Genomic DNA, 26295 nt, shown 5'->3' with positions numbered 1-26295 from the left:
AGGCACCCATGACCACCAACACGACCCCGACCGCCCCCGCCACACCCAGCACAGCCGACCCCGACACGCCCAGCACAGCCGAGTCGGGGACGCCCAGCACAGCCGGCCCCGGCGCAGCGCCCGGGCCCCGCCGGGGCGGACTCGACATCACCGGCCTGCACAAGGCCCTGGGCGGGCGGACCATCATCGACAGCCTTGACATGAGCGTCCAGCCGGGGGAGCTCGTCTCCCTGCTCGGACCCTCCGGCTGCGGCAAGACCACCACCCTGCGCATGATCGCGGGCTTCCTGGCCCCCGACTCGGGATCCATCAAGGTCGGCGGCCGCGAGGTCGTCCACCTCGGCCCCGAGCAGCGCCCCAGCGCCATGGTCTTCCAGAACTACGCCCTCTGGCCCCACATGACCGTCGCGAAGAACGTCGCCTTCCCGCTCAGGCTCCGCAAGCGGCCCAGAGCAGAGATCGCCGAGCGCGTCGACGCGGCCCTGGCCCTGGTGAACCTGCTGCACCACCGGGACTCCCGGCCCGCGCGGATCTCCGGCGGGGAGCAGCAGCGCACCGCCCTGGCCCGCGCGCTCGTCCAGGAGCCCGAGCTCCTCCTGCTGGACGAGCCGTTGTCCAACCTGGACGCGAAGCTGCGCGTGAAGGTCCGCGAGGACATCCGCGAGATCCAGCAGCGCCTGGGCATCACGACCCTGATCGTCACCCACGACCAGGAGGAGGCCATGTCGATGTCGGACCGGATCGCGGTCATGAACGCCGGCCGGATCGAGCAGTTCAGCACCCCCGCCCAGCTCTACAGCACCCCCGCCACCGAGTTCGTCGCGACCTTCATCGGCAGCCTCAACCGCCTCCAGGGCCGCCTCCAGGACGGCCGCATCGTCCCCGGCACCGGCGTGGTCGGCATCCGCCCCGAAGACGTCCTCTTCACCCCCGACGGCCCCGACGCCGCCAAGCACAGCACCGGCGGCGAGGGGATCCCCGCCACAGTCCACCGCGTCGTCCCCCGCGGGCACTTCGCCGAGGTCCACCTCACCCGCGACGACGCGAGCCTGCGCAGCTACGTCACAGGCAACCCGCCCCCAGTCGGGACACAGGGCCACGCCCGGATCACCAAATGGCTCACCTTCGAAGACGGCAAGCTGGCCACCACGGGGGACGGCGCGTGAACGACGCAACGTCGCCCACGACGGCCGCCGCGCCGCTGGTGACCGCGCACCGCGGAGACGTGGAGCAGCACCGCGAGAACACCCTCGCCGCCGTCCGGGCGGCCGTCGAGGCCGGCGCGGACTTCGTCGAGGTCGACGTCCGGCTCACCCGCGACGGGTACGCGGTGCTCCTCCACGACCCCACCCTCGAGCGGATGTGGGAGGACCCGCGGGATGTCGGGGACGTGGACTGGGCGGACGTCGCGGCCCTCGGCCGGGGCGAAGGCAAGGACCACCGCATCCCGCTGCTGGCAGACGCCCTGGACGCGGTCGCGGGCACCGGCTCGGTGCTGCTCATCGACATGGACGAGCCCGGCCCCGCCCAGGCGAGCGTCGCCGTCGTCCGCAGTCATGCCCAGGACGCGCGCGCAGCGGGCACCGAACCGGCCCGCGTCGCCTGGTGCGGGAACCTCGAGGCGATGACGATCGTGCGTGGCCTCGACGCGGACGCGAGCGTGTGGCTCCCCTGGAACCGCCGCGACCTGCCGCCGGCCGAGCTCCTTGCACGGCTGCGCCCGCACGCCGTCAACTCCGACTACGCCGTCCTCAGCCAGGCGCTCGTCGACGCCGCCCACACCGCCGGCGTCCTCGTGGCGTGCTGGACGGTGGACTCCGAGGACGGCATGCGCTGGGCACTAGCCCTCGGCGCCGACGCCGTCACCACCAACCGCCTCTCCGTCCTCCGGACCGTCATCGCCGAAGGCCCGGCCGCGTGGGCCTCGGCACCGCACCCGAGGCACCTCCCGGGCGATGAGCTCGCGGCGGCAGCCGCCGTGGCCCACGAGCTGGCCCTCTGGGCCATCGACTACACCCGCCAAGCCAACCTCGGGGTCATCTCGACCAAGGCCAACCCCGCCGACCACGTCACCGAAGTGGACCTCGCCGTCGAGCAGCACGTCCGCCAGGTCATCGCCGCCCGTCTCCCCGGCCACCTCGTGGTCGGCGAAGAACTCGGCGGCACCCCGGCGCCGGGTGTCCCGTGCTGGTACGTCGACCCAGTCGACGGGACCGCGAACCTCGCCAACGGCATGCCATGGACCGCCTTCTCACTCGCCCTCGCCATCGACCACGAGCCCCTCGTCGCCGTAGTAGCCGACGTATGGCGCGGGAACGTGTTCGCAGCCGTCGCCGGCTACGGCGCCGAAGCCGACGGCGTCCGCCTCGACATCCGTACCACCGGCACACGCTCCGACCTCAGCGGGAAGATCGTCTGCACCGAGCTTGAGGGCCACGCTTCGTGGCCCGGCATGGACGCCTTCTTCACTGGGCTCCGCGAACGCTTCTGCACCGCGCGCCTCATGGGATCCGGGGCACTTGCCGTTGCCGGTCCTGCCGCCGGGCGGGGCGTGGGAACGGCGATTGAGCGCTTCAGCCCGGTCGATCACCTTGCGTCCACCCTGATCATCCGCGAAGCTGGCGGGGTCATCCTCGATGACGCCGGCCAGGAGACGGCCTGGCCGGAGCGCGCGTTCCTCGCCGCGCATCCGGACTATGCGGCCGAGCTCTACGCGGTCTGGTCCTCTGCACGACGGGCTGCCAGGGAGGTGAGCCATGTGGTCTGAACCAGTACGTGATGGCAGCCTCTCTGCGGAGGTCGCGACATGGACCCGGCGCACCCGGTTCGAACTCGTCCATCGCCTGCCTCTGCGCTTCGCCACCAACCACCCTCAGGGCATGGCGTTCGCGGCCGGTCGCATCTTCCTCACCACGGTTGAAGTGCTCGATCCGCCCCGCCCCCTCCCCGATGCCGACGGTGACCCGGCTCGCCGAACGCCGGGACGAGGCCGGGGGCATGTGCTCGTCATCGAACCGGATGGGACCCTCGCCGCGGACCTCATCGTGGGCGACGGTGACGCGTACCACCCGAGCGGGATCGACCATGCGGGATCGCTCCTCTGGGTGCCCGTCGGCGAATACCGCGCCGACAGCCGGAGCGTCGTCTATACGCTCGATCCGCACAGCCTCGAGCTGACCGAGCGTTTCGAGGTCGACGACCACATCACATGGCTCGCGCCCGCCCCGGAATCAGGCACGCTCTACGGGGCCAGTTGGGGCTCGCGCCGCCTCTACCGCTGGAACCTCGACGCCGGAGCAGCGGTCCGCGAGTCTGAGGTCTGGGACAACCCGAGCTGGCACGTCGACTTCCAGGAAGCCCAGTACGACGGAGGGTCGCGGCTCATCTGTGGGGGCATCGCCGAGCTTCCCGACGCGGAGGGGGCGAAGTACGAGTTGGGAGGGCTAACCGTCCTGGACTTCTCCGCGCGCAGGATCGAGGCCGAGGTCCCTGTCCCCGTGTTCAGCGCCGCGGGGCACAGCGTCCTGCGGAACCCGTTCGTCCTGACCCGCGATTCGGACGGCACCCCGCTCCTGCACGTCGCCCCAGACGACGGAGACGAGGTGGCTGGGACCGAGATCCTCACCTACCGAGTGGTCAACAGCGTCGCCCCAAGGCGGCCCTCCGGAGCCCTCCACGAGATCGCAGGGACAATGGGGCCAGCGTAGCGACCCGAATCGCACGACGGAGCCCCGTCCTGGGCAACTCATCGGACGCCAACGGCCCCCCGCCTCCAAGAGGCGGGGGGCCGTCGTCGTGCGTGCTCGAAGCCCCCGAGGAGCGCTACGCGCCGATCTCCTTGCCGCCCGGGCCCTTGGCCAGGGACACGACCTCAGGGACCTCAGGGCGCGGAGTTCCAGCAAACGTGAACTTCGCGTCGTCGCCGTCGCCCTCGACATCCACCACAACGATGTCGCCGGCAGAGAGGTCGCCGAAGAGGATCTTCTCCGACAGCTGGTCCTCGATCTCGGACTGGATCGTGCGGCGCAGCGGGCGGGCGCCCATGGCCGGGTCGTAGCCTCGCGTGGCGAGCAGGACCTTGGCCTTCTGCGTGAGCTCGATGCCCATGTCCTTGTCCTTGAGCCGCTGCTCGAGGCGGGCAATCATGAGATCGACGATCTCGATGATCTCCTCCTGCGTCAGCTGCGGGAACACGACGATGTCATCGACACGGTTCAGGAACTCGGGGCGGAAGTGCTGCTTGAGCTCTTCCGTCACGCGCGCCTTGATGCGCTCGTAGCCGGTCTTGGTGTCGGTGCCGGACTGGAAGCCCGTCATGACGCCCTTGGAGATGTCCCGGGTGCCGAGGTTCGTGGTCATGATGATCACGGTGTTCTTGAAGTCCACGACACGGCCCTGCGAATCGGTCAGACGGCCGTCTTCGAGGATCTGCAGGAGCGAGTTGAACAGGTCCGCGTGGGCCTTCTCCACCTCGTCGAACAGCACCACCGAGAACGGGCGGCGGCGGACCTTCTCAGTGAGCTGGCCGCCCTCCTCATATCCGACGTATCCCGGAGGGGCACCGAAGAGCCGCGAGACCGTGTGCTTCTCGGAGAACTCGGACATGTCCAGCGTGATGAGCGCGTCCTCTTCGCCGAACAGGAACTCGGCGAGTGCCTTGGCGAGCTCGGTCTTGCCGACGCCGGTCGGGCCAGCGAAGATGAACGACCCGCCCGGGCGCTTCGGATCCTTGAGGCCCGCACGCGTACGGCGGATCGAGCGGGACAGGGCCTTGATGGCATCGTCCTGCCCGACAACGCGCTTGTGCAGCTCGTCCTCCATGTGGAGCAGGCGGCTCGACTCCTCCTCGGTGAGCTTGAACACCGGGATGCCGGTCGAGTTCGCGAGCACCTCGGCGATCAGGTCCTCGTCCACCTCGGCCACGCCGTCCATGTCGCCCGACTTCCAGGCGCGCTCACGCTCGGCGCGCTCGGTGATGAGCTTCTGCTCCTTGTCGCGCAGCGAGGCGGCACCCTCGAAGTCCTGCGCGTCGATCGCGGACTCCTTCTCGAGCTTGAGCCCCGCGATGCGCTCGTCGAGGGCCTTGAGCTCCGGCGGCGCCGTCATGCGGCGGATGCGCAGGCGCGCGCCCGCCTCATCGATGAGGTCGATCGCCTTGTCCGGCAGGAACCGGTCCGAAATGTACCGCTCGGAAAGGTTGGCGGCTGCGGCCAGGGCCCCGTCCGTGATGGTCACGCGGTGGTGCGCCTCGTAGCGGTCGCGGAGGCCCTTGAGGATCTCGATCGCGAGGGCAACGTTCGGCTCCGACACCTGGATCGGCTGGAACCGGCGCTCGAGCGCGGCGTCCTTCTCGATGTGCTTGCGGTACTCGTCCAGCGTGGTCGCGCCGATGGTCTGGAGCTCCCCGCGGGCCAACATCGGCTTGAGGATGCTCGCTGCATCGATCGCGCCCTCGGCCGCACCCGCACCGACGAGGGTGTGGATCTCGTCGATGAACAGGATGATGTCGCCGCGCGTGCGGATCTCCTTGAGCACCTTCTTCAGGCGCTCCTCGAAGTCACCGCGGTAGCGCGAGCCTGCCACGAGCGAACCGAGGTCAAGCGTGTACAGCTGCTTGTCCTTGATGGTCTCCGGGACGTCACCGCGCACAATAGCCTGCGCGAGGCCCTCCACGACGGCGGTCTTGCCGACGCCGGGCTCGCCGATGAGGACCGGGTTGTTCTTGGTGCGGCGCGAGAGGACCTGCATGACGCGTTCCATCTCGTGCTCGCGCCCGATCACCGGGTCGAGCTTGTTCTCCCGCGCGGCCTGGGTGAGGTTGCGGCCGAACTGGTCCAGCACCACCGAACCCGCGGGCGTGCCCTCGGGCTGGCCCGGGCCGGCGCCGGTCGAGGCCGATTCCTTGCCCTGGTATCCGGACAGGAGCTGGATGACCTGCTGGCGCACGCGGTTGAGGTCCGCGCCGAGCTTGACCAGCACTTGGGCTGCCACGCCCTCGCCCTCACGGATGAGGCCGAGCAGGATGTGCTCAGTGCCGATGTAGTTGTGGCCGAGCTGGAGCGCCTCGCGGAGCGAGAGCTCAAGCACCTTCTTGGCACGCGGAGTGAAGGGGATGTGGCCGGACGGGGCCTGCTGGCCCTGGCCGATGATCTCCTGCACCTGCTCGCGGACCCCATCGAGGGAGATGCTCAGGGACTCGAGAGCCTTGGCCGCGACTCCTTCACCCTCGTGGATCAATCCCAGGAGGATGTGCTCGGTGCCGATGTAGTTGTGGTTAAGCATGCGGGCCTCTTCTTGGGCCAGCACCACCACGCGACGGGCGCGGTCTGTGAATCTCTCGAACATTGCTCGAACTCCCCGGTTTAGCTTGGGTGCACTGCGTAGCTTCGATGCTACGTGCCGGGGGGCCGCGCGAAAGGGGTGTTCGCCACAGGGTGAACAGCAGACCGCGCGCACGACGCCGCCCGCTCGCCTCGCGCGCGCCGGTGCGGGGCGCCGTCGTGCGCCTCACGTGAGAATATTTGCGGCACCGATGGCCGGGAAGCAGGAAATCCCGGTGCTGCAGCACCGGGATTTCCTCGCAGCCGAACCGCGGCCATACTCAAATTCACACCGAAATCAGCCGTTGGCGCGGTGATAGGCCTCCTGAACCTCTTGCTGGATGCGTCCGCGGGCATTCACGTTGTAGCCATTGTCGCGGGCCCACTGGCGGATCTTCGCCGAATCTGAATTGCGCGCACCAGATGATGCAGCGCGGGCACGCTGAACCGCACTCGGGCGGGACGCCGTTGCCTTGCGGCCTGCGGAAATGAACTCGGCAAGTGCGCCGCGGAGCTTCTCGGCATTCGCCGTCGAGAGATCGATCTCGTAGCTGGACCCGTCGAGACTGAAGCGGACGGTCTCGTCGGCCTTGCCGCCGTCGATGTCGTCCTCGAGAATGATCTGGACCTTCTGTGCCATATAAGGCTCTCTTCCGTGTCATCGCTGGGTGGGCCATAACGAATTGCCATCCGGTGGAAACAAACACAGTATGCCGCCAACAATGCCCACGCGTCAAAGAAACACGCAGACAAGGTACTAATGGAAGCTCAGAAGATCAGGAGATCAATTGCTGCCGGTCTCGCCGTACTCCCGCTCGGCCTTCGCAAGAGCCTCGCGCTCGGACTTGTCCGCATTGAAGATGGCGCGCATCGCGAACCAGAATATTCCGCCGACCAGGAGCGGGGGAAGAAGGACGAGCACGTAATCCATCAGTTGGCCTCCGGCTTGAGAAGGGGAAAGAGAATGGTCTCGCGGATGCCGGTCTGGGTGAAGAGCATGACCAGCCGGTCGATGCCGAGACCGATGCCGCCCATGGGCGGTGCCCCGTATTCGAGCGCACGGAGGAAGTCCTCGTCGAGGGCCATGGCCTCGTCATCGCCCTCCGCAGCGAGCCGCGACTGCTCGGTGAGCCGTTCACGCTGGATCACGGGGTCGATGAGCTCGGAGAACGCGGTGCCGCGCTCCATACCGCCGATGATGAGGTCCCAAGCCTCGATGAGCCGGGGATCCTCGCGGTGCGGACGCGCGAGCGGCTGGGCCGAGGGCGGGTAGTCGTACACGAACGTCGGGTTGAGGAGCGTGGGCTCGACGATCTCGCCGAACAGCTCGATGACGGCCTTCTCCTGTGTCCACAGGGCGTCGGTCTTGACTCCGTGCGCGTCGCCGATCTCGAGGAGCCGCTCAAGCGGGGTATCGGGCGTGACCTCTTCCCCTACCGCCTCGGACAGGCCCGGGTACACGCCGAGCCACCTCCACTCGCCGTCGAGGTCGATCGTTCCCTCGGAGGTCTCGATCTGCCGCGTGCCCACCACGTCGGCGACATTGAGGATGATCTCCTTCATGCGGTCGGCCATGACGAACTGGTCCGCATACGCCTCGTAGCACTCGAGTGTCGTGAACTCGGGGCTGTGGGTGGAGTCGACGCCCTCGTTCCGGAACACCCGCCCGATCTCGTAGACCCGCTCGATGCCCCCGACCACGGCGCGCTTGAGGTACAGCTCGGTGGCGATGCGCAGGGTCATGTGCTGGTCGAACGCATTGAGGTGCGTCTCGAACGGGCGCGCCGTCGCGCCGCCGTGGATCAGGTTGAGCATCGGGGTCTCGACCTCGACATAGCCGCGGGACTCGAGGGTCTCGCGGACGGTCTTGGTGATCTTGGCACGCGTGTGGACCATCTGGCGCGCCTCTTCGCGAACCATGAGGTCTGCGTACCGCTGGCGGACGCGCGTCTCCTCGTTGAGGTCGGCGTGGAGGGTCGGCATGGGGCGCAGGGCCTTCGAGGCCATCTGCCATGCGTCGACCATGACCGAGAGCTCGCCGCGCCGGGATGAGATGACCTCGCCCGAGACGAACACGTGGTCGCCGAGGTCCACGAGGGCCTTCCAGTCCGCGAGCCGCTGCTCGCCGACGTTCGCGAGGCTCAGCATGGCCTGCAGACGCGTGCCGTCGCCCTCTTGGAGGGTGGCGAAGCAGAGCTTGCCGGTGTTCCGGATGAACACCACGCGGCCGACGACGCCGACCTTGTCCCCCGTGGCCGCGTCCGGCTCGAGCTCGGGGTACTTCGCGCGGACCTCGGCGAGCGAATGCGTGCGCGGAAGCGTGACCGGGTAGGGCGCCTCGCCGTTCGCCAGGAGCTTCTCACGCTTGTCGCGGCGGATGTGCATCTGCTCGCTGGCGTCGGCGGGCTCCGAGCCAGGCCTGTTCTCAGCGCTTGGCCTGTTCTCAGTGGGGGCGTTCTCTGCGGTCACAATCTTCAATTCTAACGGTTGTCACTTCTCGGCCCTGCGCCTCTGGATGGGGTAAGCCAGCGATTGCCGCTAGGCTCGGTGCATGGCCACGCTCCAGCTGACCTCGTCCACCGTGACCGCCCCCGACGGGGCGTCCCTCGAGCTCTTCACCGCGCCAGACGGCGGGATGACGACGCGAGGGGGCGTCGTCGTCGTGCACGGATCGATGGTGACCGCGGAACTGTACAAGGAACTCGCGCTCCGGCTCGCCGAGGCGCTCCAGGCGCCCGTGCACCTGTACAACCGCCGGGGCCGCGGCGCGTCGTCGCCACAGCCGGCGGACTACTCGCTCGCCACGGAGATCTCGGACCTCGGCGCCGTGCTCGAGCACACCGGGAGCGACGCGGTGTTCGGCCACAACTACGGCGGATGCATCGTCCTGCATGCCGGGCGCGAGCTCAAGATCGGCCAGATCGCGGTGTACGACCCGATCATCTCGTTCGAGGGCAGTATCAAGGCCGAGTGGATTCCGGAGTTCGAGGCGGCCCTCGCGGCCAAGGACGAGGAGAAGGCTCTCGCCGTCCTGCTGCGCGGGCTCCAGACCGCCGGCCCCATCGCCAAGCTTCCGCTGCCGATCCTCACGGTGCTGAACCGGATCGGCAGCCGCACGCCGCTCGGCAAGGAGCTGTCCAAGCTCCTTCCGACCGGCCCGGCCGAGATCCGCGCAGTGATCGCCGCCGACGCCGAGGCCAAGGGGTTCGACGAGTTGCCCCTCGAGACGCTGTTCCTCGTGGGCGGCGCGAGCCCCGAGTACTTCGGAGAAGCGGCCCGGAGGCTCGACGGCATTCTGCCCGCCTCCGACATCGACGTCCTGCCCAAGCTCGCCCATGACGCCCCGACGCGGCCGGCCAAGCCGCTCGTGGACCGGCTCGCGGAGTTCTTCTCGAGCTGACCGCGCTGGGTCAGCGGGCTCGCAACGGCATGTTGTCGATGAGCCGCACCGGCCCGACCTTGGCCGCGACGATCGCCAGCGCCTCGCCCGTGAACGGGGTCTCCCTGCAGTTGAAGGCGAGCGGCTCAAGGGTGTCGGTGTCCACGACGTCGAAGTAGTCCAGCTGGACGCCGGGCTGCGACTCGATGAGGGCAACGGCGTCATCCGGCATGAGCGGCTCGTGCGCGGCAGCGCGCTCCTCGACGAGCCTGAGTGCTCTGGACAGCACAAGGGCGGCCTCGCGGTCGGCCGCCGAGAGGAACTGGTTGCGGCTCGAGAGGGCCAGCCCGTCCTCTGCCCGCACGATCGGGACTGAGACGATCTCGACGGGGAAGTTGAGGTCCTTGACCATGCGCCGCACGATCGCGACCTGCTGTGCGTCCTTCTGCCCGAAGTACGCGCGGAATGCGGTCGGCGCCCCCGCTGCCGAGCCGGGCAGCGCGAGGTGGAGGAGCTTTGCGACGACCGTGCACACGCCGTCGAAGTGCCCAGGGCGCGACGCTCCCTCCCACGCGGACGCGAGCGGCCCCGCAGTCACCCGCACGAGGGGATCCCCGCCGGGGTACATCTCCTCGAGGTCGGGCGCGAACACTACATCGACGCCAGCTTTCTCCAGGAGCGCCGCATCCGCCTGGAGAGTGCGCGGGTAGCGCTCGAGGTCGACCGGGTCGCCGAACTGGAGCGGGTTGACGAAGATCGACGCGACGACGACGTCGTTCCCCTCCACCGCGGCCTCGGCCAGCCTGCGGTGCCCGTCATGGAGCGCTCCCATCGTGGGCACGAGTCCGAGCGAGGGAGTTCCCTCGGCTCCGCGCCGGTCTTTGCCCGCGAGGTGCCGGGAGATCGCGGACTGGAGCTCGGCTCGTGTGTGCACGATCTCGATGGGCATTACTCGTCCTCTTCCGTGTCCTTATCGGACGTCCTGTCCTCATCGGACTCTCTCGCGCCCTCGAGCGCCCTCTCGATCTCCGCGCGGGCCTTCGCGCTGAGCCGGCCCCGCCGCTCGGCGCGGACGGCCGTGGCGTGGGCCATGGCCCGGTACGCGTCAAGGATATCGGCGCCGTCGTCCGCGAACTCCGCAAGCGCACTGACGTGCGCGGCCACCGTGCCCGCGTCGCCACGCGCCACCGGCCCCGTGAGCGCGGTCTCGCCGGCTGCGAGGGCATTGTCGAGCGAGGCGCGCAGGAGGGGTCCGAGCACTGCTGCGGGGTCCGCAACGCCGATGCGCCCAAGGATCTCCGCGGCCTGCGAGGTGATCGTGACGAGGTGGTTCGACCCATGGGCGAGGGCCGCGTGGTACGCGGCACGGTCGCCCTCCGCGATGACCACGGGCTCGCCGCCCATCTCGACGACGAGCGCCTGGGCGATCGGCAGCATCGCCGGATCCGCCGTGACGCCGAAGCAGCAGTCGGTGAGGCGCGCGAGGTCCAACGACATCCCCGTGAACGTCATCGCGGGGTGGATCGCAAGCGGTATCGCGCCAGCCGCCCGCACGGGCGCGAGGATCCCCACGCCGTGCCGCCCGGAGGTGTGCGCTACGAGCTGGCCCGGCTGCCAGGCCCCCAGCTTCGCGAGGCCGACCACGAGCGGCCCCAGCGCATCATCGGGCACGGCGAGCAGCACGAGCTCGGCACGCTCCACGATGTCCTGGATCTCGAGGATCGGCACGCCGGGCAGGAGCAGCTCAGCGCGCTCGCGGCTCGCCTCGGACACCGCCGAGACGCCGACGACGGCGTGCTGGGCCGCGCGCAGTGCCGCGCCGAGGACCGCGCCAACCTTTCCGGCACCGATAATCCCGATGCCGAGGCGTCCGGGGCGCTGCAGACTAGGCAAGGCCGCCCTCGGTGTCTGGCGCCCGGCCGCCCTCGGAGAGCCCCTCGTCGTCGCCCATGTCCTCAGGGGGGATGCGGCAGAACCGCTCGACGATGAAGCCGATCGCGACCATGACGACCCCGCCGGCGATCATGAACAGCGCTGCCTCCACGACGGGTGCGGTGATGCGGGTGGCCAGCAGGGGTATCTGGTCCGCGATCACCCCGCCGTGCCACCCGAGGAGCACCGCGCCCGCGTAGGCGCACGCGTGCGCGAGCACGAGGGTCCTGGCCGCGAAGATGGGATCGAGCATGCGGGTTCGGTGGCCCGTGCGCCAACGGAGCACCCGAATGCCGAGCACGAGGGTCACGACAGCAATCACGGCCATCGACCCGAGGGCGCTGATGGGCAGGACCGGTGTGGGGGCGGAGCTCCGCCCCGCGAAGGAGTTGGCAGCAACGCCCACCAGGCCGATCACGACGGCCACCATCACGAGCACCCACGGCTTGAGCGGCTTCACTGGTTTCCCCCCGCGGTCGGCGCCTCTGAGTCCATCAGCAGGTCATACCCTTCGATTCCCTCGGCGTCCGCGCAGTCCTCGAGGAGTTCTACGACCGGATGGCCCTCAAGCACGGCGAGGGGCTCGATGACGACCCAGGGGAACAGCACGAACGCCCGCTCGGCCGCGCGAGGGTGGGGGATAGTGAGGTCCGGGTCATCGAGGCGGAGGTTGCCGTACGTGATGATGTCGATGTCGAGGGTCCGGGGACCCCATCGGACCTCCCGTGTGCGGTGGTGCTTGGCCTCGACCTCGTGGCAGTGCTCGAGGAGCTCGTAGGGGCCGAGGGTCGTCTCGATGATCATGACCATGTTGAGGAAGTCCGGCTGGCCGTCGGGTCCGCCCACCGGTTTGGTGTGCACCACGGGTGAGACGTCGACGAGGCGCACCTCGGGCCGGTCGACGAGGTCAGCGACCGCCTCCGCGAGGGTCTCTGCACGCGCGCCGAGATTGCTGCCGAGCGCCAGGACCGACCGGGTCCAGACCGGTCCGGTCCCTTGATTGGACTCAGACAGCATCGCGGCCCTCCCGGAAGACGGTCACGGAGACATCGGTGAACGGCACCGCGATCGGTGCCTTGGGCTTGTGGACGGTGAGCTCGACGGCGGTGATGCCGAGCGGACCGAACTCGGCCAGGATCGCGTCGGCCAGTCGCACGGCGAGCGTCTCGATGAGGTCCACAGGCTCGCCCTCGATGATCGCGACGATCCTCTCGGCGACATCGCCGTAGCTCGCCGTCCGGGCGAGGTCGTCCGACGACGCCGCGGCGCCGAAGTCTGTGTGCATCACGGCGTCGACCACAAAGGGCTGCCCATCGCGCCGCTCGAAGTCGAACACACCGTGGTGCCCGACGGCCGAGACCCCGGTCAGGGTGATGAGGTCGGGCCGGATGCCCACTTCGCCCTAGACCTTTGCCCGGGCGGCGACCTTGACGGCGTCGAGGTTCGCCGCGACGTCGTGCACGCGCACGCCCCACGCGCCCGCCGCCGCCGCGAGGGCGGTAATCGCGGCGGTCGCCGCGTCGCGGGCCAGGGGTGGGGCTGCCTTGCCGGCGCTCGTGAGGAGCTCGCCGATGAAGCGCTTGCGGGAGGCCGCGACGAGCACGGGATGGCCCAGAGCGGTGAACCGCGAGACGTGCTTGACGAGCTCCCAGTTCTGCTGCCCGTTCTTGGCGAAGCCGAGACCCGGGTCGAGGATGATCCGGGAGTCGCTCACGCCGCCGGCGCGGAGGCGGTCGCGGATCTGCAGCGTCTCGGCAATGACGTCCTCGACCACGTCGCCGTAGGAGGCCAGGCCGTCCATGTGCTTCGAGTCGCCGCGGTTGTGCATGAGGACGTAGTAGGCGTTGCGCTCCGCGACGAGGCGGATCATCTCGTCCGTCACGGCGAGGCCGGAGACGTTGTTGATGATGGTCGCGCCGGCATCGAGGGCCTTGAGGGCCGTGCTCGCCCGGCGGGTGTCCACGGAGACGAGCGCACCGGCCTTGACGAGCGCCTCGACCACCGGCAGCACGCGCACCTGCTCGAGGTCCTCGGGCACCTCCTCGGCGCCGGGCCGCGTAGACTCGCCGCCCACGTCGATGATGTCGGCGCCGGCATAGAACATGCGCAGGCCAGCGGCGATCGCTGAATCGGCGGTCGCGTACTCGCCGCCGTCGCTGAACGAGTCCGGCGTGACGTTGAGGATCCCCATGACCACGGCGCGGTCGCGCGGCAGGCCATCGAAGGTCGCACGGGCGCGCGGCTTGCGGAGGATCGGGAGCGGGGATGTATTGGGCCCGGTTCCGGGCGCTGCTGCGAGAGAGTCCATCGTCGTACTCACCTTCCGAGAATGAGGCTCATGGCTTCGGCGCGGGTTGCAGGGTCATGCAGTTGGCCCCGGACGGCGCTCGTGACCGTGTGCGCGCCGGGCTTGCGGACACCGCGCATCGACATGCACATGTGCTCGCAGTTCACGACGACGATCACGCCGCGCGGCCGGAGGTGGTGCACGATCGCATCCGCCACCTGACTGGTAAGGCGCTCCTGGACCTGAGGGCGGCGCGCGTAGATGTCCACGAGGCGGGCCAGCTTGCTCAGCCCGGTCACCCGGCCGTCATGCGAAGGAATGTAGCCCACGTGGGCTACCCCGTGGAACGGTACCAGATGGTGCTCGCACGTCGAGTAGAACGGAATGTCCTTGACGAGCACGAGCTCCTCATGATCCATGTCGAATGTGACTGCGAGGAGGTCGTCCGGGCTCTGACGGAGCCCGGCGAACGTCTCCGCGTAGGCCTTGGCAACCCGCTTCGGCGTGTCCTTGAGCCCGCTGCGGTCCGGGTCCTCGCCGACAGCAATCAGGATCTCCCGGACTGCCGCCTCGATGCGGGGGAGGTCCATACCCTCACCCAGAGGCTGCTCGGACACGGCATCGTCGTCGAAGTCATTCACGTCAAGATCCTAACGGTGCGCGGCTCGAAGGTCGGCCTGAGGCCCGTCACTCTCCGTCGCGATCGCCCTTCACGTACTCCTGCTCTCCGTGCGGGTGGTGCGCCATGCCGACGTCGAGCGGCTCCTCGCGCCTGGCGGCCGCAGCCTCCTCCTGGTTCTCGCGCTCCTTGCGCTCGGCCTCGGTCTCGACCGGCGGGATGTTCTGCACCGGTCGGGACTCTTTGGAGAGCCACACCTCGCGGAAGTCCCGCTTGCGCACATCCGTGAAGATCTCCGCGATCTCCCTCTGGTTGAGCGTCTCGCGGTCCAGGAGGGCCGAGGCAAGGCGGTCGAGGACGTCACGGTTGTCGGTGAGGATGTCGTAGGCCTCGTCGTGGGCCTGGTCCATGAGCCGGCGTACTTCTTCGTCCACGACGTACGCGACCTGGTCCGAGTAGTTGCGCTCATGCGCGGCGTCGCGTCCGAGGAACGGCTCGCCGCCGCCCTGGCCGAGCTTGACGGCGCCCACCCGCTCGCTCATGCCGTACTGCGTGACCATCTTGCGTGCCGTGCTCGTGGCCTTCTCGATGTCATTCGAGGCGCCCGTCGAGGGATCGTGGAACACGATCTCCTCCGCGACACGGCCGCCCATCGCATACGCCAGCTGGTCCAGGAGCTCGTTGCGGGTCACGGAGTACTTGTCCTCCTCCGGGACCACCATCGTGTAGCCGAGGGCCCGGCCGCGCGGGAGGATCGTGATCTTCGTGACCGGGGCCGAGTTGCGCAGGGCCGCGGCGACGAGCGCGTGGCCGCCCTCGTGGTACGCCGTGATCTTGCGCTCGAGGTCCTTCATGACGCGGGAGCGCTTCTGCGGGCCGGCCATGACGCGGTCAATCGCCTCGTCGAGGGCGCGGTCGTCGATGAGCTGCGCGTTCGAGCGGGCGGTGAGGAGCGCGGCCTCGTTGAGCACGTTCGCGAGGTCGGCGCCCGTGTAGCCCGGAGTCTTCTTCGCAACGCCCCGGAGATCAACGTCGCCCGCCATGGGCTTGCCCTTGGCGTGAACCGTGAGGATCTGCTCGCGGCCCTGCAGGTCCGGGGCCTCGACAGGGACCTGACGGTCGAACCGGCCGGGACGCAGAAGCGCAGGGTCGAGGACGTCGGGACGGTTCGTCGCGGCGATGAGGATGACGTTGGCCTTGGGGTCGAAGCCGTCCATCTCGACGAGGAGCTGGTTCAGGGTCTGTTCGCGCTCGTCGTTGCCACCGCCGATTCCGGCGCCGCGGTGCCGGCCGACGGCGTCGATCTCATCGACGAAGATGATCGCCGGGGCGTTGGCCTTTGCCTGTTCGAAGAGGTCACGGACGCGGGAAGCGCCGACGCCGACGAACATCTCAACGAAATCGGAACCGGAGATCGAGAAGAAGGGCACGCCGGCCTCGCCGGCGACGGCGCGTGCGAGGAGCGTCTTGCCGGTTCCCGGAGGGCCGTAGAGCAGCACACCCTTGGGGATCTTGGCGCCGACCGCCTGGAACTTGGCTGGCTCCTGCAGGAACTCCTTGATCTCGTGGAGCTCCTCGACCGCCTCGTCGGCGCCTGCAACGTCCGCGAACGTCACCTGAGGCATGTCCTTGGTGATCATCTTCGCCCGGGACTTCCCGAACTTCATGACCTGGCTGCCGCCGCCCTGCATGCGCGAGAGGAGGAACCAGAACAGCGCCCCCAGCAGTACCACGGGGATGAGGAGGGACAGCATCGAGCTGAACCAGTTGTTCTCCACCGGCTGGTCGGAGAAGCCCTGCGGGAGATTGGCGTTGTTCACCGCGGTGATGACGTCATTGCCACGCTGCGTGATGAAGTAGAACTGGACGTTCTTGCCCTTGTCCTGGCCGTCCACGACGTAGTTGTCCTTGAGGACCAGGTCGACGCGCTCGTCACCGTTGTAGATCTTGGCCTGACCGACCTTGCCGTCCTTGAGGAGCTGCAGCCCCACCGAGGTGTCCACGCGGGTGCTTCCGCCCGGCGCGAGCGTCCCGAAGGCGAGTAGCAGCAGGACGATCACGACGATGATCCAGACGCCCGGACCCTTGACGAAGCTCTTGACTTTCATGAACTCGGGGCAGTGCCCCGTCCCTTCTCCTCATGCACACCAGTACTGCGGCGCACCAGACTGTGCCCACAGCATGACACCGTTCGGAACCGTTCACGCATGGCCCGACGCAAAAGTTCCCCGGGCGGGGCAACATCGCGCCCCGGTGCGCTGAGGGCGAAATTACTCGTAGACGTGCGGCGCCAGCGTGCCGACGAAGTCCAGGTTGCGGTACTTCTCGGCGTAGTCGAGTCCATAGCCCACGACGAACTCGTTGGGGATATCGAAGCCCACGTACTTGACGGGGATCTTGACCTTCGCCGCGGCAGGCTTGCGGAACGCCGTGCAGATCTCGACCGACGCGGTGCCGCGGGACTCGAGGTTGGTCTTGAGCCACGAGAGCGTCAGGCCCGAGTCGATGATGTCCTCGACAATCAGGACATCCTTGCCCATGAGGTCCGTGTCGAGATCCTTGAGGATCCGCACGACGCCCGAGGACTGCGTGCCCGAGCCGTACGAGGACACAGCCATCCAGTCCATCGTCACGTGAGAGTGCAGGGCACGGGCCAGATCGGCCATGACCATGACAGCGCCCTTGAGGACGCCCACGATCAGCAGGTCGCGGCCCTCGTAGTCGCGGTCGATCTCGGCGGCGAGTTCCGCGATGCGGTTCTGGATCTCCTCTTTGGACTTGAGGACATGCTTGAGGTCTGACTGGACGTCTGTCGATTCCACGTGCGGCTCCTGTGGGTCAGCGGTGCGATACCAAGACTAGCCTCCCCGCGCGCTCCGGCGGCGGGGTGCCCTTCCGCCGCGGCTCCCGGCAGGCGCTCACGTGCCCCGGCACCTCGATCGGGCCAGCCGAACCCCGCCTGTCGAGCAGTCGTTCGACGGCGCCGAGCCGCTCGAAGGTCGGCTGGCCTCCCAGCTCGGTCACCGCGTGGGAGAGGACGCGTCCGCGCAGCGCGGGAGGGAGGTCCAGGAGCGGGCCAATCGGAAGGACAATGCGACGCGGGGTCACCTCCCGAGGAGGCGGGGTCACCTCCCTGGCGTCCGGCCCAACCTCGGCGAGGGTCCTGTAGATGCGGAGCGCCTCGTCGTCGAGGTAGTCGGCGTCGGCGCCGAGGAGCGCTGCGGTGCGGGCAAGGCCGTGCGCCACGCCCGGCCCGAGCTCCGCCTCGAGGAACGGCATGATCGTGCTCCGTACCCTCGACCTCATGAACCGCGGGTCCTCGTTCGTCGGGTCGAACCACGGTTCGAGCCCCTCGGCCGCGCAGACGTCGAGCGTGTCAGCGCGACGGAGGCCGAGGAACGGCCGAACGAACAGCCCGCGCACCCGCCGCATGGCCCCCAGAGCGCGCGGTCCGGAGCCTCGGGCAAGGCCAAGGAGCACCTGCTCGGCCTGGTCGTCCAGGGTATGGCCCAAGAGCACAGCCTGCGCTCCCCACGACACCGCCTCCGCGGTGAGCGCCGCGTGCCGCGCCGTCCGGGCTGCGGCCTCGGGCCCCTCCCCCGTCAGCTGGACGTCGACGGCCACCACGCGCACCGGCGAGAGTCCGAGCTCGCCCAGCACACGCGCCGTCGTGCGTGCGACCTCGCCGGAGCCCTCCTGCAGTTGATGGTCGACGACGACGGCGCCCGCCTCGAGCGCGTGCCTCCCACCGCCGACGCCGGGGATCTCGCCACGGCGCGAGAAGTGCGCGGCGGCCGCGGCGAGCGCGAGCGAGTCGGGCCCTCCCGAGCATCCGACGAGCACTCTCGACGGCCAGCCGGCCTCTTCGAGCGCGGACCGCACGGCGTTGCGCGCGCTTCCGACGGCGGGGTGGAGCCGGCGCCTGCCCGGCGATGCGGAGTCCCTGTCCGGGCTCGCGTTCACAGCCCCATCCGGGCGGTCCATGCCCCCGGGTCGTGGATCTCCTCCTCCGTGGGCAGGTTCTCCGCGGACTCCCACACGCGGTTGAAGCCGGCCATCCCCACGGCGTCGACGACATGGCGAACGAACGCCTGCCCGTCCGTGTACTGGCGCATCTTCGCCTCGATGCCGAGGAGCCGGCGGACGAACGTCTCGATCGGGCCGCGGTTCTCACTGCGGGACTGGAAGCGCTGCCGGATGGTCTTGACGCTCGGTACGACGGACGCGTCGACGGCGTCCATGACCACGTTCGCGTGGCCCTCGAGGAGGCTCATGACGGCGGTCAGGTGCGAGATCGCGGCGCGTTCCTCGGGATCCTGCAGGAGGTCGAGGATGGCGCCCTTGCTGGGCAGGCTCGCCGGGCTGTCAGTGCGGTCACGCAGGGACTTGGCGACCGCCGTCGCCCGTTCCATGAGGCTGTCCACGTTTCCCACGAGGCTCTCGCTGAGCTTGCCGATCTGCTCGATCATGTGCCCGCGCAGCCAGGGAGCGGCGGCGAACTGGACGCGGTGGGTCTGCTCGTGGAGGCACACCCACATGCGGAAGTCCTCGGGGTCCACGCGGAGCTCCCGCTCGATCTGCACGATATTGGGCGCGACCAGCAGCAGCCGACCGGCCGGGGGGAGCGTCGATCCCGGGGCCAGGGCCGCGAACGGCTCGTACTGGCCCAGGACCCGGCTCGCGAGGTACGCGAGGATCAGGCCCAGCTGAGCGCCCGTGATCGCTCCGCCCACGCGGGCCGCGGTCGGGGTCAGCTCGCTCGCCTTCTTCTCTACGAGGCTCGTGAGGACCGGGCCCATCATGACCTCGAAGCCCTGCGAATTCGCCTTGGCCCACGAGGCGCGGTCCACGATGAGCAGTTGCGAGTCCCGCAGATCCTCGGCGACTGCGAGCCCCGTAATGCGGTGGACGTGCTGAACCGAGGCATCAGCAAGGCGGCGCAGGCTGTCCACGACGTCCTTCGCCTCGGCGGGGCTCAGTGCAGGCCCCGGGGGCGTCAGGCGCGCCGCGGTCGAGGCCGCGAGGTCCCAGTTGATCAGTTGGCCGGCCATCTGCGGGGCATCCATGCCACCATTCGACCACATCCCCCTGACATTCCACCCCGTCGGGGCACGCCTGAACCGCGGCGTTCGCGCCGGGCGATCAGCCCCGGCAGCCGCAGCCGGCCAGGGCGGCGGCCCCAGCGTCGACCGCAGACACGGCCTGCGCGCGGGCTCCCGGATCCAGATCGTTGGCCACGAAGGAGAACACGAGCAGCCGCCCGTCCGTGTCGACCAGATATCCGCTCAGCGCCGTCACCGTGTTGAGTGTCCCGGTCTTGGCGCGCACGACGCCGGCCCCGCCCGCCGTCGTGCCCCCGAACCGCCCGGCGAGCGTCCCGTCGAGGGCCGCCACTGGGAGTCCGTCGAGAGCGGCCCGCAGGCGCAGGTCCGCCCCGGAGGCCATGGCGCGCACGAGGCCCGCGAGCGCGAGGGGCGCCGCCCGGTCTGCGATCGCGAGGCCGCACGCGTCGGAAAGCTGGAAGCCGTCGGCGCTGCCGAGGATGCGCGCCGCGGCCGCCTTGAGTGCCGCGACGGCGCCGTCGTTGCTCGCGGGTCCGCCGGCGGCGTGCGAGGCGAGGCGGCCGAGGGTCTCGGCCGCGTAGTTGTCCGACTCGCGCAGGGCGTAGCCCGCCTGCTCCGCGACCGTGGCACTCTCAACGGACGCGAGCTCGGCCCCGCCACGGGGCGCCGCGGCCCGCTCGACGCCGTCAGCGACCTTCACGCCGGACGCCGCGAGCGCCTTCGCGAGCGCCGCCCGGAACGCGTTGGCGGCGTCCATCGCGGAGTCCTGGGGGCGAGGTCCCGCCCCGCCGGGGGCGGAGCGGCCCGCGTTGAGGGCGAGGGAGTACAGCGGTGCGATCTCGCCTGCGTCGACGTCCTCCTTGGCCCATCCGGGGTTGATCGATGGTCCCGTGAAGAGGGTGTCATCGAGGCGGACGGTTACCGCTGCAGGCGGGGCAGCGCCGTCGTGCGCTCGCGTGAGCGCCGCTGCCGTCTGGGCCGCGAGTGTCGCCATCCCCGCGCGGCCCATGACGGCGTCCGGCTGCGACTCGGCCGCCCCGAGCATGACGTCGCCGCCGCCCACGAGCACCACGGTCCCCGGGTCTGAGCCGCGGACCGCGCTCGTGCGCAGCGTCGCGTCCGGGCCGAGGGTCGTGAGCGCGGCCGCTGCGGTGAGGAGCTTGAGGTTCGACGCCGGCACGCGCGGTTCGCCGCCCTGCCTGGAGTAGAGCGTTCGCCCCGTTGCACCGTCGAGCACGGCGGCGGAGATGCTGCCCGTGCCCGGCTTGAGCCGGTCGTCGAGCGTCTTGGCGAGTGACGCGGGGTCCGGGGTCGGCGCGGAGGCGGAGAGCGGCGTCGCACCCGCGAGCGTCGGTGCGGACGACGGCGCCACGAGCCACGCGGGGACCGTCGCCGTGGGCGTGGGGCTGGGGAAGAGCTCGGAGCGGGCTGCGGTCGCCGCGCCCGTAGAGACCATCGCCACAGCGACGAGCACTGCCAGCGCGACGGCGGAAGCGATGAGTGCCCACAGCCCGCTGAAGGGCATGCGGCGGCCGGGGTCGGCTGTCATGGTGGGTTCCGTCCTCAGGTGCGATGTGGCCTCGCGACGGGGAACGCGGGCCCCCGGCCAGATATCCTCATGGTAGTCGCCACCGCGGCCGCGCCCCGGCGCGCCGGGTCGAGGCGGCCGCAGAACCGATGCCATCCGGCCCCCAGCGGCCATGCAAGGAGCACCCATGAAGCACGATGTGACCATCGAGATCCCGCGCGGTTCGCGCGTCAAGTACGAGGTGGACCACGAGACCGGCCGCGTCCGCCTCGACCGCGTCCTGTTCACCTCGATGCAGTACCCGACCCACTACGGGTTCTTCGACCACACCCTCGGCGAGGACGGCGATCCGCTCGACGCGCTCGTCTGGTACCCCGATGTCGACCTGTTCCCGGGGATCGTGCTCGAGGCGCGCCCGATCGCAATCTTCAACATGGAGGACGAGTCCGGCGGCGATGCCAAGCTCGTGTGCGTGCCGGCCGACAAGCGCTTCGACCACATCCAGGAGGCCTCGGACCTGGACGAGTGGCTCATCAAGGAGATCGAGCACTTCTTCACGACCTACAAGGACCTCGAGCCCGGCAAGTGGGTCAAGCCCGCCGGGTGGGCCGACCGCGCCGCCGCCGAGGCCGAGCTCGAGGCATCGATCAAGCGCTACACCGAGGGCGAGTAGTACCTCACACCAGCAGGTACATGACCCCGCATCCGCCGCCGGGCGTTGCGGGGTCATTCCCGCGCCTCCGCGCCCTCGGACAGGTGCGCGGCTAGGCTGACCGCCATGTACACGGTCACGATCAACCAGCGCGACCGCGGCGCCGGGGACCGCGTGCCGGAGCTCCTGAGGGCGCTCGCACGCCTGCGGCCAGACGTGCCCTTTGATCGGACGGTCGGCGACGAGGCCCAGGCCGTGTTCACCGACCCCGTCGCCGCGCTCGACGCCGCCCTCACAGCCCTGCGTCCCGACGCGTGCGGCGGGGTCCGCTGGAACGTAGGGATCGGCGTCGGCCGGCTCGATGAGCCGCTGCCGCTCGGGGTCGCCGAAGCCCGCGGGCCAGCCCTGGCGCACTCGCGGCGCGCCGTCGAACGCGCGCAGGCCACGGGCGAGGGGCCAGCGATCGCCGTCGACGGTCCTGACGCGTCGCTCGCGCACGACGCCGAGGGCGTGCTTCGCCTGCTCGGGCTCGCGATCGTTAAGCGCACCGCCGCGGAATGGCGGGTTCTGGACCTCCTGACCCCGGGCGTCCGCGGGCAGCAGAAGGCCGTGGCGGACGCGCTCGGCATCACAACCCAGGCCGTCTCCAAGGCGATTGCCAGAGCGCACTGGACCGAGGAATGGGCGGCACGCCCCGCAGCCGTCCGGCTCCTCGGGCTGCTCGACGCGACAGGCTAGGTGGACCGCTCCGGCGACCACGCGCCGTCTTGCGCGGCGCCGTCGTGCGCGGCGCCGTCGTGCGCGGCACGGCCGGCAACAGGGCCAGACCGATCCCCGGTTCCTAGACCAGCGAGCGGAGGACCGCGGCGGCGCCGTCCTCCTCGACGGTCGCGGTGACCTCATCGGCCGCGGCCTTGACCTCGTCGGGCGCCTGGCCCATTGCGACGCCGCGGCCGGCCCACTGGAGCATCTCGATGTCGTTGCGGCCGTCGCCGATCGCCACCGAGTCCCGCTGGCTGATGCCTACGATCTCGCGGATGTTCTCGAGGCCGCTGGCCTTGGTCACGCCATGGGCGGCGATGTCGAGCCACGCGGTCCAGCCGACGGAGTAGGTCACGCCGTGCAGGCCGATCGACTCGACGGCCTCGCCGAACTCCTCGGCAGTCGCGTCGGTCGAGAAGACGACCAGACGGACGGCCTCGGCCTCGAGGAGCTCGCCGAAGGAGACACCCACGGCCTCGACGCCGAAGCTCGCGTCCTGGAAGCGCTCGGTGGAGAGGAAGTTCCCTTCGATGTCCTCGAGGGCGTACTTCGCGTTCGGGAGGCGCTCGCGCAGCGCCCTGAGCGCGGGGGCGGGATCGAAGGAACGGCGGTCGATCACCGTGTAGCCGCCGTTCGAGCCGGCGTGGATCTGGACGGTCACGCCGCCGTTGCTGCACACGGCATACCCGCGGTCGATGCCGAGGAGCTCCACGATCGGAAGCGTTGCACCGAGGGAGCGGCCGGTGGCCACGACCAGCTCGTGTCCGGCCTGCACTGCCGCCGCGGCGGCCTCCCGAATGACGGGGGACATGTGGCCGTAGTGATCCACGAGAGTGCCGTCCACATCGAGGCAGACGAGCTTGCGGTTCAGGGTCTTGAGCTGGTCATCGATGCCAGCGTTGAGCGTAGTAGTCATGTCTACTAGTGAAGCATCCCCGACCGGGTGCGCCGAAGGGCCGCCGCAACACAGCGGGTGAACACGCAGTGAATACTCACAGGCCCAGGTAAATACTCACAGCCTTCCCCACAGTGTGAATGTTCACCTTTGGGTGCGGCGCGGCGTCTTTGCCGGACTCCCGCGGTCGGCGGCGAAGTACCCTCCGTTTTGGTCGATGCCCCCGGAAAGAGACCGGGGTAATGACCGAAACGCAGGGCACAATCTGGAGCCCATTCCGTCACGCCACCGGGGCCCGACCGGCCGAACGGCGAGGAACCCCGGCCCGGTGAAGGATCGTTGCCAACCGTGCTGGCTCGAGGATGTCCGCCCACACCCACCGGACCATCCGCACCCCAGTCGCGCGGATCTCGTCCTCGCGACGCTTCTCGTCGACCACAACCTGCGCCGCAGTCTTCCCACTGAGCTCCTGCGACCGCAGGTACTTCTGGAGCCCATCGAACTCGCCGGCCAGCCTGATCCCGGGCCAGAAGTAGTCGACTCTCGCGATGCGTCGCCCGTCACGCGTCACCCAGTACTGCAGCTGCGGAATCTCGAAGCCGAGCTCCCACATGAGCGCGCGACCCAGCGATTCCCCCACAGATTCGGAGGCCCCTGAGGCACAATCCAGAACGTGCGTCATGCGCGTCTGTGCGCTGCGGTTAAGCATGCCTGTGCACAGCCTCCGGAGGTCATCGAGCGTCCTGCTGACCTTCAGATCGGGGCGACGGGCGAGCACGGCATCCGCGAGGACCACCCCCTCGGCGAAGCTCAGTCGAGGCACCGTGTCGACGAAGGCAGCGTCGAAGGGCTCAAGCGGCAGTGTCAGATTCAGGTGGGGAAGGAACAGCGGTTCCACACCCGAAGTGATCCCGAGGTGCTTGACGTCCGGGAAGCCCTGGGGGATCTGGCCTGGCCGCCCACCCGGGCGTTCCCCCCACCGGCGCCGCGCGTCGTCCGGATCTCCATAGAGTCTGCGCGCGGGAACTGCCCCCACCGCGGACGGCCGGTCGGTTCGATAGCGGACGCTGCCGGGTACGGTCGGAAGCTCGAGACCCCAGGCCATCAGCGCCGTCTCGCGGCACAGAATCGGCGCGTTCCCGCCCACGGCGAGCGACGCCGTCGTCATCGCGTAGCGGTCGGCCGCCGTGCCGCTGAACCACTCATCGATGTCCATGTACACGCCTCGGCGCAGGCGCACGAGCCGGCCCGCCGCGTAGGCGCGGGCGAGTTGCCGAGGGGTGCGGCCGGTCAAGGCCGCGAACGAGCTGGTGAATGTCGCGTGGGGAAATCTCATGATCCCAGCCAAGCGCCTCTAGCCGAGCGCGGCGCGCGCTCGGGCGTCGCTGTGGATAACTTCAATGAAGCTCGCGCTGCGCCTGGCGACGAAGAACCCTGTGTTTCGGTCATCGCCCCCGGAAAGAGACCGGGGTAATGACCGAAACACAGGGCACTATTAGACGCGACGGCGGGTGGACACTCGCCGTCGTGCGTGCGGCGCCCGCCGGGCTACTGGGAGCTGCTACAGGACCGGAAGGACCTCGAGGCCGCCGAGGTACGGGCGCAGGGCCGCCGGGACAGTGACGGAGCCGTCGGCATTCTGATGGTGCTCGAGGATGGCCACGATCCAGCGGGTCGTGGCAAGCGTGCCGTTGAGTGTCGCGACGGCACGGGTCCCACGGGGCGACCCATCGCCGTCGAGCACCCGCTCGCGGATGTTGAGCCGGCGCGCCTGGAAGCCCGTGCAATTCGAGGTCGAGGTGAGCTCTCGGTAGCGGCCCTGGGTCGGGACCCAGGCCTCGCAGTCGAACTTGCGGGCGGCGCTCATGCCGAGGTCGCCGGCGGCGGTGTCGATGACGCGGTAGGGCAGCTCGACCTTGGCGAGCATCTCCTCTTCCCACGCGAGCAGCCGGGCGTGCTCCGCCTCGGCGTTCTCCGGGGAGCAGTAGACGAACATCTCAACCTTGTTGAACTGATGCACGCGGATGATCCCGCGGGTGTCCTTGCCATGCGACCCGGCCTCGCGGCGGTAGCACGAGGACCAGCCGGCATACCGCACGGGACCGCCCGCAAGGTCGAGGATCTCGTCCGAGTGGTACCCCGCGAGGGCCACTTCGGAGGTGCCCGTGAGGTAGAGGTCGTCCTCGGCGAGGCGGTAGATCTCGGCGTCGTGCTTGACGTCGAAGCCCGTGCCCTGCATCGTCTCCGGGCGCACGAGGGTCGGGGTGATCATGGGGACGAAGCCGTTCTGGATGGCCTGGTCCATGGCCATCTGCAGCAGCGCGAGCTCGAGTCGCGCTCCGACGCCGCGCAGGAAGTAGAACCGGGAACCGGAGACCTTGGCGCCGCGCTCCATGTCGATCGCGCCGAGCAGCTCGCCGATCTCGAGATGGTCGCGCGGCTCGAAGCCCTCGGCGGCGAAATCGCGCGGGGTGCCGACGGTCTTGACCACGGCGTAGTCGTCCTCGCCACCTGCCGGAATGCCGTCGATGACGAGATTCGGCACGATGCGCATGAGCTCGTCCATCTCGGCCTGCGCCTCGTCAGCGGATGCCTGGGATGCCTTGACCTTCTGGGCGAGGTCCTTGACCTCGGCCAGAAGGGCCTGCTTCTCCTCGCCCTTCGCGGCCGCGACCTTCTTGCCGAAGGCGTTCTGCCCGGCGCGGAGCGTCTCGTACTCGGTCAAGGATGCACGACGCCGCACGTCGGCCGAGATGATCGAGTCGACGAGCGCCTCGTCCGCCCCACGGGCACGCTGGCTGGCACGGTACTTCTCGGGGTTCTCAGTAAGGTCCTTGACGTCGATCACGAGTCCAAGC

At 69.5% G+C, this 26295-nt stretch carries 25 protein-coding genes; 6 read left to right on the top strand and 19 right to left on the bottom strand.

Translation table 11 applies throughout. From position 1 onward, the window contains the following. The first annotated feature begins 8 nt into the window (after positions 1 to 8). Genes AB5L97_RS01290 through AB5L97_RS01280 form a run of 3 tightly spaced genes read left to right on the top strand, consistent with a single transcriptional unit; the run spans position 9 to position 3707 of the window. Positions 9 to 1166 (top strand): ABC transporter ATP-binding protein, encoded by a 1158-nt coding sequence (locus AB5L97_RS01290; protein ID WP_369046163.1) that lies wholly within the window; start codon positions 9 to 11, stop codon positions 1164 to 1166. Then, positions 1163 to 2767 (top strand): inositol monophosphatase family protein, encoded by a 1605-nt coding sequence (locus AB5L97_RS01285; protein ID WP_369046162.1) that lies wholly within the window; start codon positions 1163 to 1165, stop codon positions 2765 to 2767. Before AB5L97_RS01290 ends, AB5L97_RS01285 begins: the two co-directional genes overlap by 4 nt. Next, complete coding sequence (locus AB5L97_RS01280) at positions 2757 to 3707, top strand: DUF6454 family protein (protein ID WP_369046161.1); 951 nt, start codon at positions 2757 to 2759, stop codon at positions 3705 to 3707. Before AB5L97_RS01285 ends, AB5L97_RS01280 begins: the two co-directional genes overlap by 11 nt. 115 nt (positions 3708 to 3822) lie before the next feature. Here AB5L97_RS01280 and AB5L97_RS01275 read toward each other — a convergent pair whose 3' ends face one another. The 4 genes from AB5L97_RS01275 to lysS form a co-directional block, all read right to left on the bottom strand. Further along, positions 3823 to 6345, bottom strand: coding sequence for an ATP-dependent Clp protease ATP-binding subunit (locus AB5L97_RS01275; protein ID WP_307959190.1), 2523 nt, complete (start codon positions 6343 to 6345; stop codon positions 3823 to 3825). 273 nt (positions 6346 to 6618) lie between these two features. After that, complete coding sequence (locus AB5L97_RS01270) at positions 6619 to 6960, bottom strand: histone-like nucleoid-structuring protein Lsr2 (RefSeq protein ID WP_307959191.1); 342 nt, start codon at positions 6958 to 6960, stop codon at positions 6619 to 6621. A 144-nt stretch (positions 6961 to 7104) separates the two neighbouring features. Beyond that, the gene (locus AB5L97_RS01265) at positions 7105 to 7251 is read right to left on the bottom strand and encodes a hypothetical protein (protein ID WP_369046160.1); all 147 of its coding nucleotides are present in this window, start codon (positions 7249 to 7251) and stop codon (positions 7105 to 7107) included. Next, a complete protein-coding gene (lysS, locus tag AB5L97_RS01260; RefSeq protein ID WP_369047498.1) occupies positions 7251 to 8705 on the bottom strand; it encodes a lysine--tRNA ligase in 1455 nt (484 codons plus the stop codon). Before lysS ends, AB5L97_RS01265 begins: the two co-directional genes overlap by 1 nt. Positions 8706 to 8871: 166 nt before the next feature. Here lysS and AB5L97_RS01255 point away from each other — a divergent pair, with 166 nt between their 5' ends. Further along, a complete protein-coding gene (locus AB5L97_RS01255; protein WP_307959193.1) occupies positions 8872 to 9720 on the top strand; it encodes an alpha/beta hydrolase in 849 nt (282 codons plus the stop codon). Between the two features lie 10 nt (positions 9721 to 9730). Here the strand turns inward: AB5L97_RS01255 and panC are convergent, their stop codons facing one another. From panC to AB5L97_RS01195, 12 genes are all read right to left on the bottom strand, one after another. Then, positions 9731 to 10648 (bottom strand): pantoate--beta-alanine ligase, encoded by a 918-nt coding sequence (gene panC / locus AB5L97_RS01250; protein WP_369046159.1) that lies wholly within the window; start codon positions 10646 to 10648, stop codon positions 9731 to 9733. Next, positions 10648 to 11583: a Rossmann-like and DUF2520 domain-containing protein gene (locus AB5L97_RS01245; protein WP_369047497.1), complete on the bottom strand. Its 936-nt coding sequence runs from the start codon at positions 11581 to 11583 to the stop codon at positions 10648 to 10650. Before AB5L97_RS01245 ends, panC begins: the two co-directional genes overlap by 1 nt. A 1-nt stretch (position 11584) precedes the next feature. After that, on the bottom strand, positions 11585 to 12091 hold the full coding sequence (locus AB5L97_RS01240; RefSeq protein WP_307959195.1) for a DUF3180 domain-containing protein: 507 nt from the start codon (positions 12089 to 12091) through the stop codon (positions 11585 to 11587). Continuing rightward, positions 12088 to 12648, bottom strand: coding sequence for a 2-amino-4-hydroxy-6-hydroxymethyldihydropteridine diphosphokinase (gene folK / locus AB5L97_RS01235; RefSeq protein ID WP_307959196.1), 561 nt, complete (start codon positions 12646 to 12648; stop codon positions 12088 to 12090). The genes AB5L97_RS01240 and folK overlap by 4 nt, the downstream gene beginning before the upstream one ends. After that, a complete protein-coding gene (gene folB, locus AB5L97_RS01230) occupies positions 12638 to 13027 on the bottom strand; it encodes a dihydroneopterin aldolase (RefSeq protein ID WP_307959197.1) in 390 nt (129 codons plus the stop codon). Before folB ends, folK begins: the two co-directional genes overlap by 11 nt. Positions 13028 to 13033: 6 nt before the next feature. Further along, positions 13034 to 13939 carry a dihydropteroate synthase gene (folP, locus tag AB5L97_RS01225; RefSeq protein ID WP_369046158.1) on the bottom strand — a complete coding sequence of 302 codons (906 nt, stop codon included), beginning with the start codon at positions 13937 to 13939 and terminating at the stop codon, positions 13034 to 13036. An 8-nt stretch (positions 13940 to 13947) separates the two neighbouring features. Further along, positions 13948 to 14559 (bottom strand): GTP cyclohydrolase I FolE, encoded by a 612-nt coding sequence (gene folE / locus AB5L97_RS01220; protein ID WP_374049318.1) that lies wholly within the window; start codon positions 14557 to 14559, stop codon positions 13948 to 13950. A gap of 46 nt (positions 14560 to 14605) precedes the next feature. Then, complete coding sequence (gene ftsH / locus AB5L97_RS01215; RefSeq protein WP_369046157.1) at positions 14606 to 16645, bottom strand: ATP-dependent zinc metalloprotease FtsH; 2040 nt, start codon at positions 16643 to 16645, stop codon at positions 14606 to 14608. A gap of 162 nt (positions 16646 to 16807) precedes the next feature. Beyond that, on the bottom strand, positions 16808 to 17359 hold the full coding sequence (gene hpt / locus AB5L97_RS01210) for a hypoxanthine phosphoribosyltransferase (protein ID WP_307959199.1): 552 nt from the start codon (positions 17357 to 17359) through the stop codon (positions 16808 to 16810). A gap of 16 nt (positions 17360 to 17375) precedes the next feature. Next, complete coding sequence (gene tilS / locus AB5L97_RS01205) at positions 17376 to 18419, bottom strand: tRNA lysidine(34) synthetase TilS (protein ID WP_369047496.1); 1044 nt, start codon at positions 18417 to 18419, stop codon at positions 17376 to 17378. A gap of 77 nt (positions 18420 to 18496) precedes the next feature. Beyond that, positions 18497 to 19603 carry a zinc-dependent metalloprotease gene (locus tag AB5L97_RS01200; RefSeq protein ID WP_369046156.1) on the bottom strand — a complete coding sequence of 369 codons (1107 nt, stop codon included), beginning with the start codon at positions 19601 to 19603 and terminating at the stop codon, positions 18497 to 18499. A gap of 76 nt (positions 19604 to 19679) precedes the next feature. Further along, on the bottom strand, positions 19680 to 21149 hold the full coding sequence (locus AB5L97_RS01195; RefSeq protein ID WP_369046155.1) for a D-alanyl-D-alanine carboxypeptidase: 1470 nt from the start codon (positions 21147 to 21149) through the stop codon (positions 19680 to 19682). A gap of 166 nt (positions 21150 to 21315) precedes the next feature. On the opposite strand from AB5L97_RS01195, the gene AB5L97_RS01190 reads away from it, so the two are divergent. Continuing rightward, entirely contained in the window at positions 21316 to 21801 is a 486-nt protein-coding gene (locus AB5L97_RS01190; RefSeq protein ID WP_307959202.1) for an inorganic diphosphatase, read from the top strand. Between the two features lie 105 nt (positions 21802 to 21906). Beyond that, entirely contained in the window at positions 21907 to 22518 is a 612-nt protein-coding gene (locus AB5L97_RS01185) for a hypothetical protein (RefSeq protein ID WP_369046154.1), read from the top strand. Between the two features lie 103 nt (positions 22519 to 22621). On the opposite strand, the gene AB5L97_RS01180 is transcribed toward AB5L97_RS01185, so the two are convergent. From AB5L97_RS01180 to serS, 3 genes are all read right to left on the bottom strand, one after another. Then, positions 22622 to 23458, bottom strand: a complete 837-nt coding sequence (locus AB5L97_RS01180) for an HAD family hydrolase (protein ID WP_369046153.1) — start codon at positions 23456 to 23458, stop codon at positions 22622 to 22624. Positions 23459 to 23717: 259 nt separating this feature from the next. Next, a complete protein-coding gene (locus tag AB5L97_RS01175) occupies positions 23718 to 24773 on the bottom strand; it encodes a type IV toxin-antitoxin system AbiEi family antitoxin domain-containing protein (protein ID WP_369046152.1) in 1056 nt (351 codons plus the stop codon). Positions 24774 to 24998: 225 nt separating this feature from the next. Next, on the bottom strand, positions 24999 to 26285 hold the full coding sequence (gene serS, locus AB5L97_RS01170) for a serine--tRNA ligase (protein ID WP_369046151.1): 1287 nt from the start codon (positions 26283 to 26285) through the stop codon (positions 24999 to 25001). Between the last annotated feature and the right edge of the window lie 10 nt (positions 26286 to 26295).

Source organism: Sinomonas sp. P10A9 (assembly GCF_041022165.1).
Taxonomy (GTDB): domain Bacteria; phylum Actinomycetota; class Actinomycetes; order Actinomycetales; family Micrococcaceae; genus Sinomonas; species Sinomonas puerhi.
This window is presented reverse-complemented; position numbering and strand designations above follow the sequence as displayed.

What these genes read in the sequence shown, in the direction of transcription:
- AB5L97_RS01290 (WP_369046163.1), top strand. Translation starts at nt 9, where the DNA reads ATGACCACCAACACGACCCCGACCGCCCCCGCCACACCCAGCACAGCC.
- AB5L97_RS01280 (WP_369046161.1), top strand. Translation starts at nt 2,757, where the DNA reads ATGTGGTCTGAACCAGTACGTGATGGCAGCCTCTCTGCGGAGGTCGCG.
- AB5L97_RS01275 (WP_307959190.1), bottom strand. Translation starts at nt 6,345, where the DNA reads ATGTTCGAGAGATTCACAGACCGCGCCCGTCGCGTGGTGGTGCTGGCC.
- AB5L97_RS01270 (WP_307959191.1), bottom strand. Translation starts at nt 6,960, where the DNA reads ATGGCACAGAAGGTCCAGATCATTCTCGAGGACGACATCGACGGCGGC.
- AB5L97_RS01265 (WP_369046160.1), bottom strand. Translation starts at nt 7,251, where the DNA reads ATGGATTACGTGCTCGTCCTTCTTCCCCCGCTCCTGGTCGGCGGAATA.
- lysS (WP_369047498.1), bottom strand. Translation starts at nt 8,705, where the DNA reads ATGCACATCCGCCGCGACAAGCGTGAGAAGCTCCTGGCGAACGGCGAG.
- AB5L97_RS01255 (WP_307959193.1), top strand. Translation starts at nt 8,872, where the DNA reads ATGGCCACGCTCCAGCTGACCTCGTCCACCGTGACCGCCCCCGACGGG.
- panC (WP_369046159.1), bottom strand. Translation starts at nt 10,648, where the DNA reads ATGCCCATCGAGATCGTGCACACACGAGCCGAGCTCCAGTCCGCGATC.
- folK (WP_307959196.1), bottom strand. Translation starts at nt 12,648, where the DNA reads ATGCTGTCTGAGTCCAATCAAGGGACCGGACCGGTCTGGACCCGGTCG.
- folP (WP_369046158.1), bottom strand. Translation starts at nt 13,939, where the DNA reads ATGGACTCTCTCGCAGCAGCGCCCGGAACCGGGCCCAATACATCCCCG.
- ftsH (WP_369046157.1), bottom strand. Translation starts at nt 16,645, where the DNA reads ATGAAAGTCAAGAGCTTCGTCAAGGGTCCGGGCGTCTGGATCATCGTC.
- AB5L97_RS01200 (WP_369046156.1), bottom strand. Translation starts at nt 19,603, where the DNA reads ATGGATGCCCCGCAGATGGCCGGCCAACTGATCAACTGGGACCTCGCG.
- AB5L97_RS01195 (WP_369046155.1), bottom strand. Translation starts at nt 21,149, where the DNA reads ATGACAGCCGACCCCGGCCGCCGCATGCCCTTCAGCGGGCTGTGGGCA.
- AB5L97_RS01190 (WP_307959202.1), top strand. Translation starts at nt 21,316, where the DNA reads ATGAAGCACGATGTGACCATCGAGATCCCGCGCGGTTCGCGCGTCAAG.
- AB5L97_RS01185 (WP_369046154.1), top strand. Translation starts at nt 21,907, where the DNA reads ATGTACACGGTCACGATCAACCAGCGCGACCGCGGCGCCGGGGACCGC.
- AB5L97_RS01180 (WP_369046153.1), bottom strand. Translation starts at nt 23,458, where the DNA reads ATGACTACTACGCTCAACGCTGGCATCGATGACCAGCTCAAGACCCTG.
- AB5L97_RS01175 (WP_369046152.1), bottom strand. Translation starts at nt 24,773, where the DNA reads ATGAGATTTCCCCACGCGACATTCACCAGCTCGTTCGCGGCCTTGACC.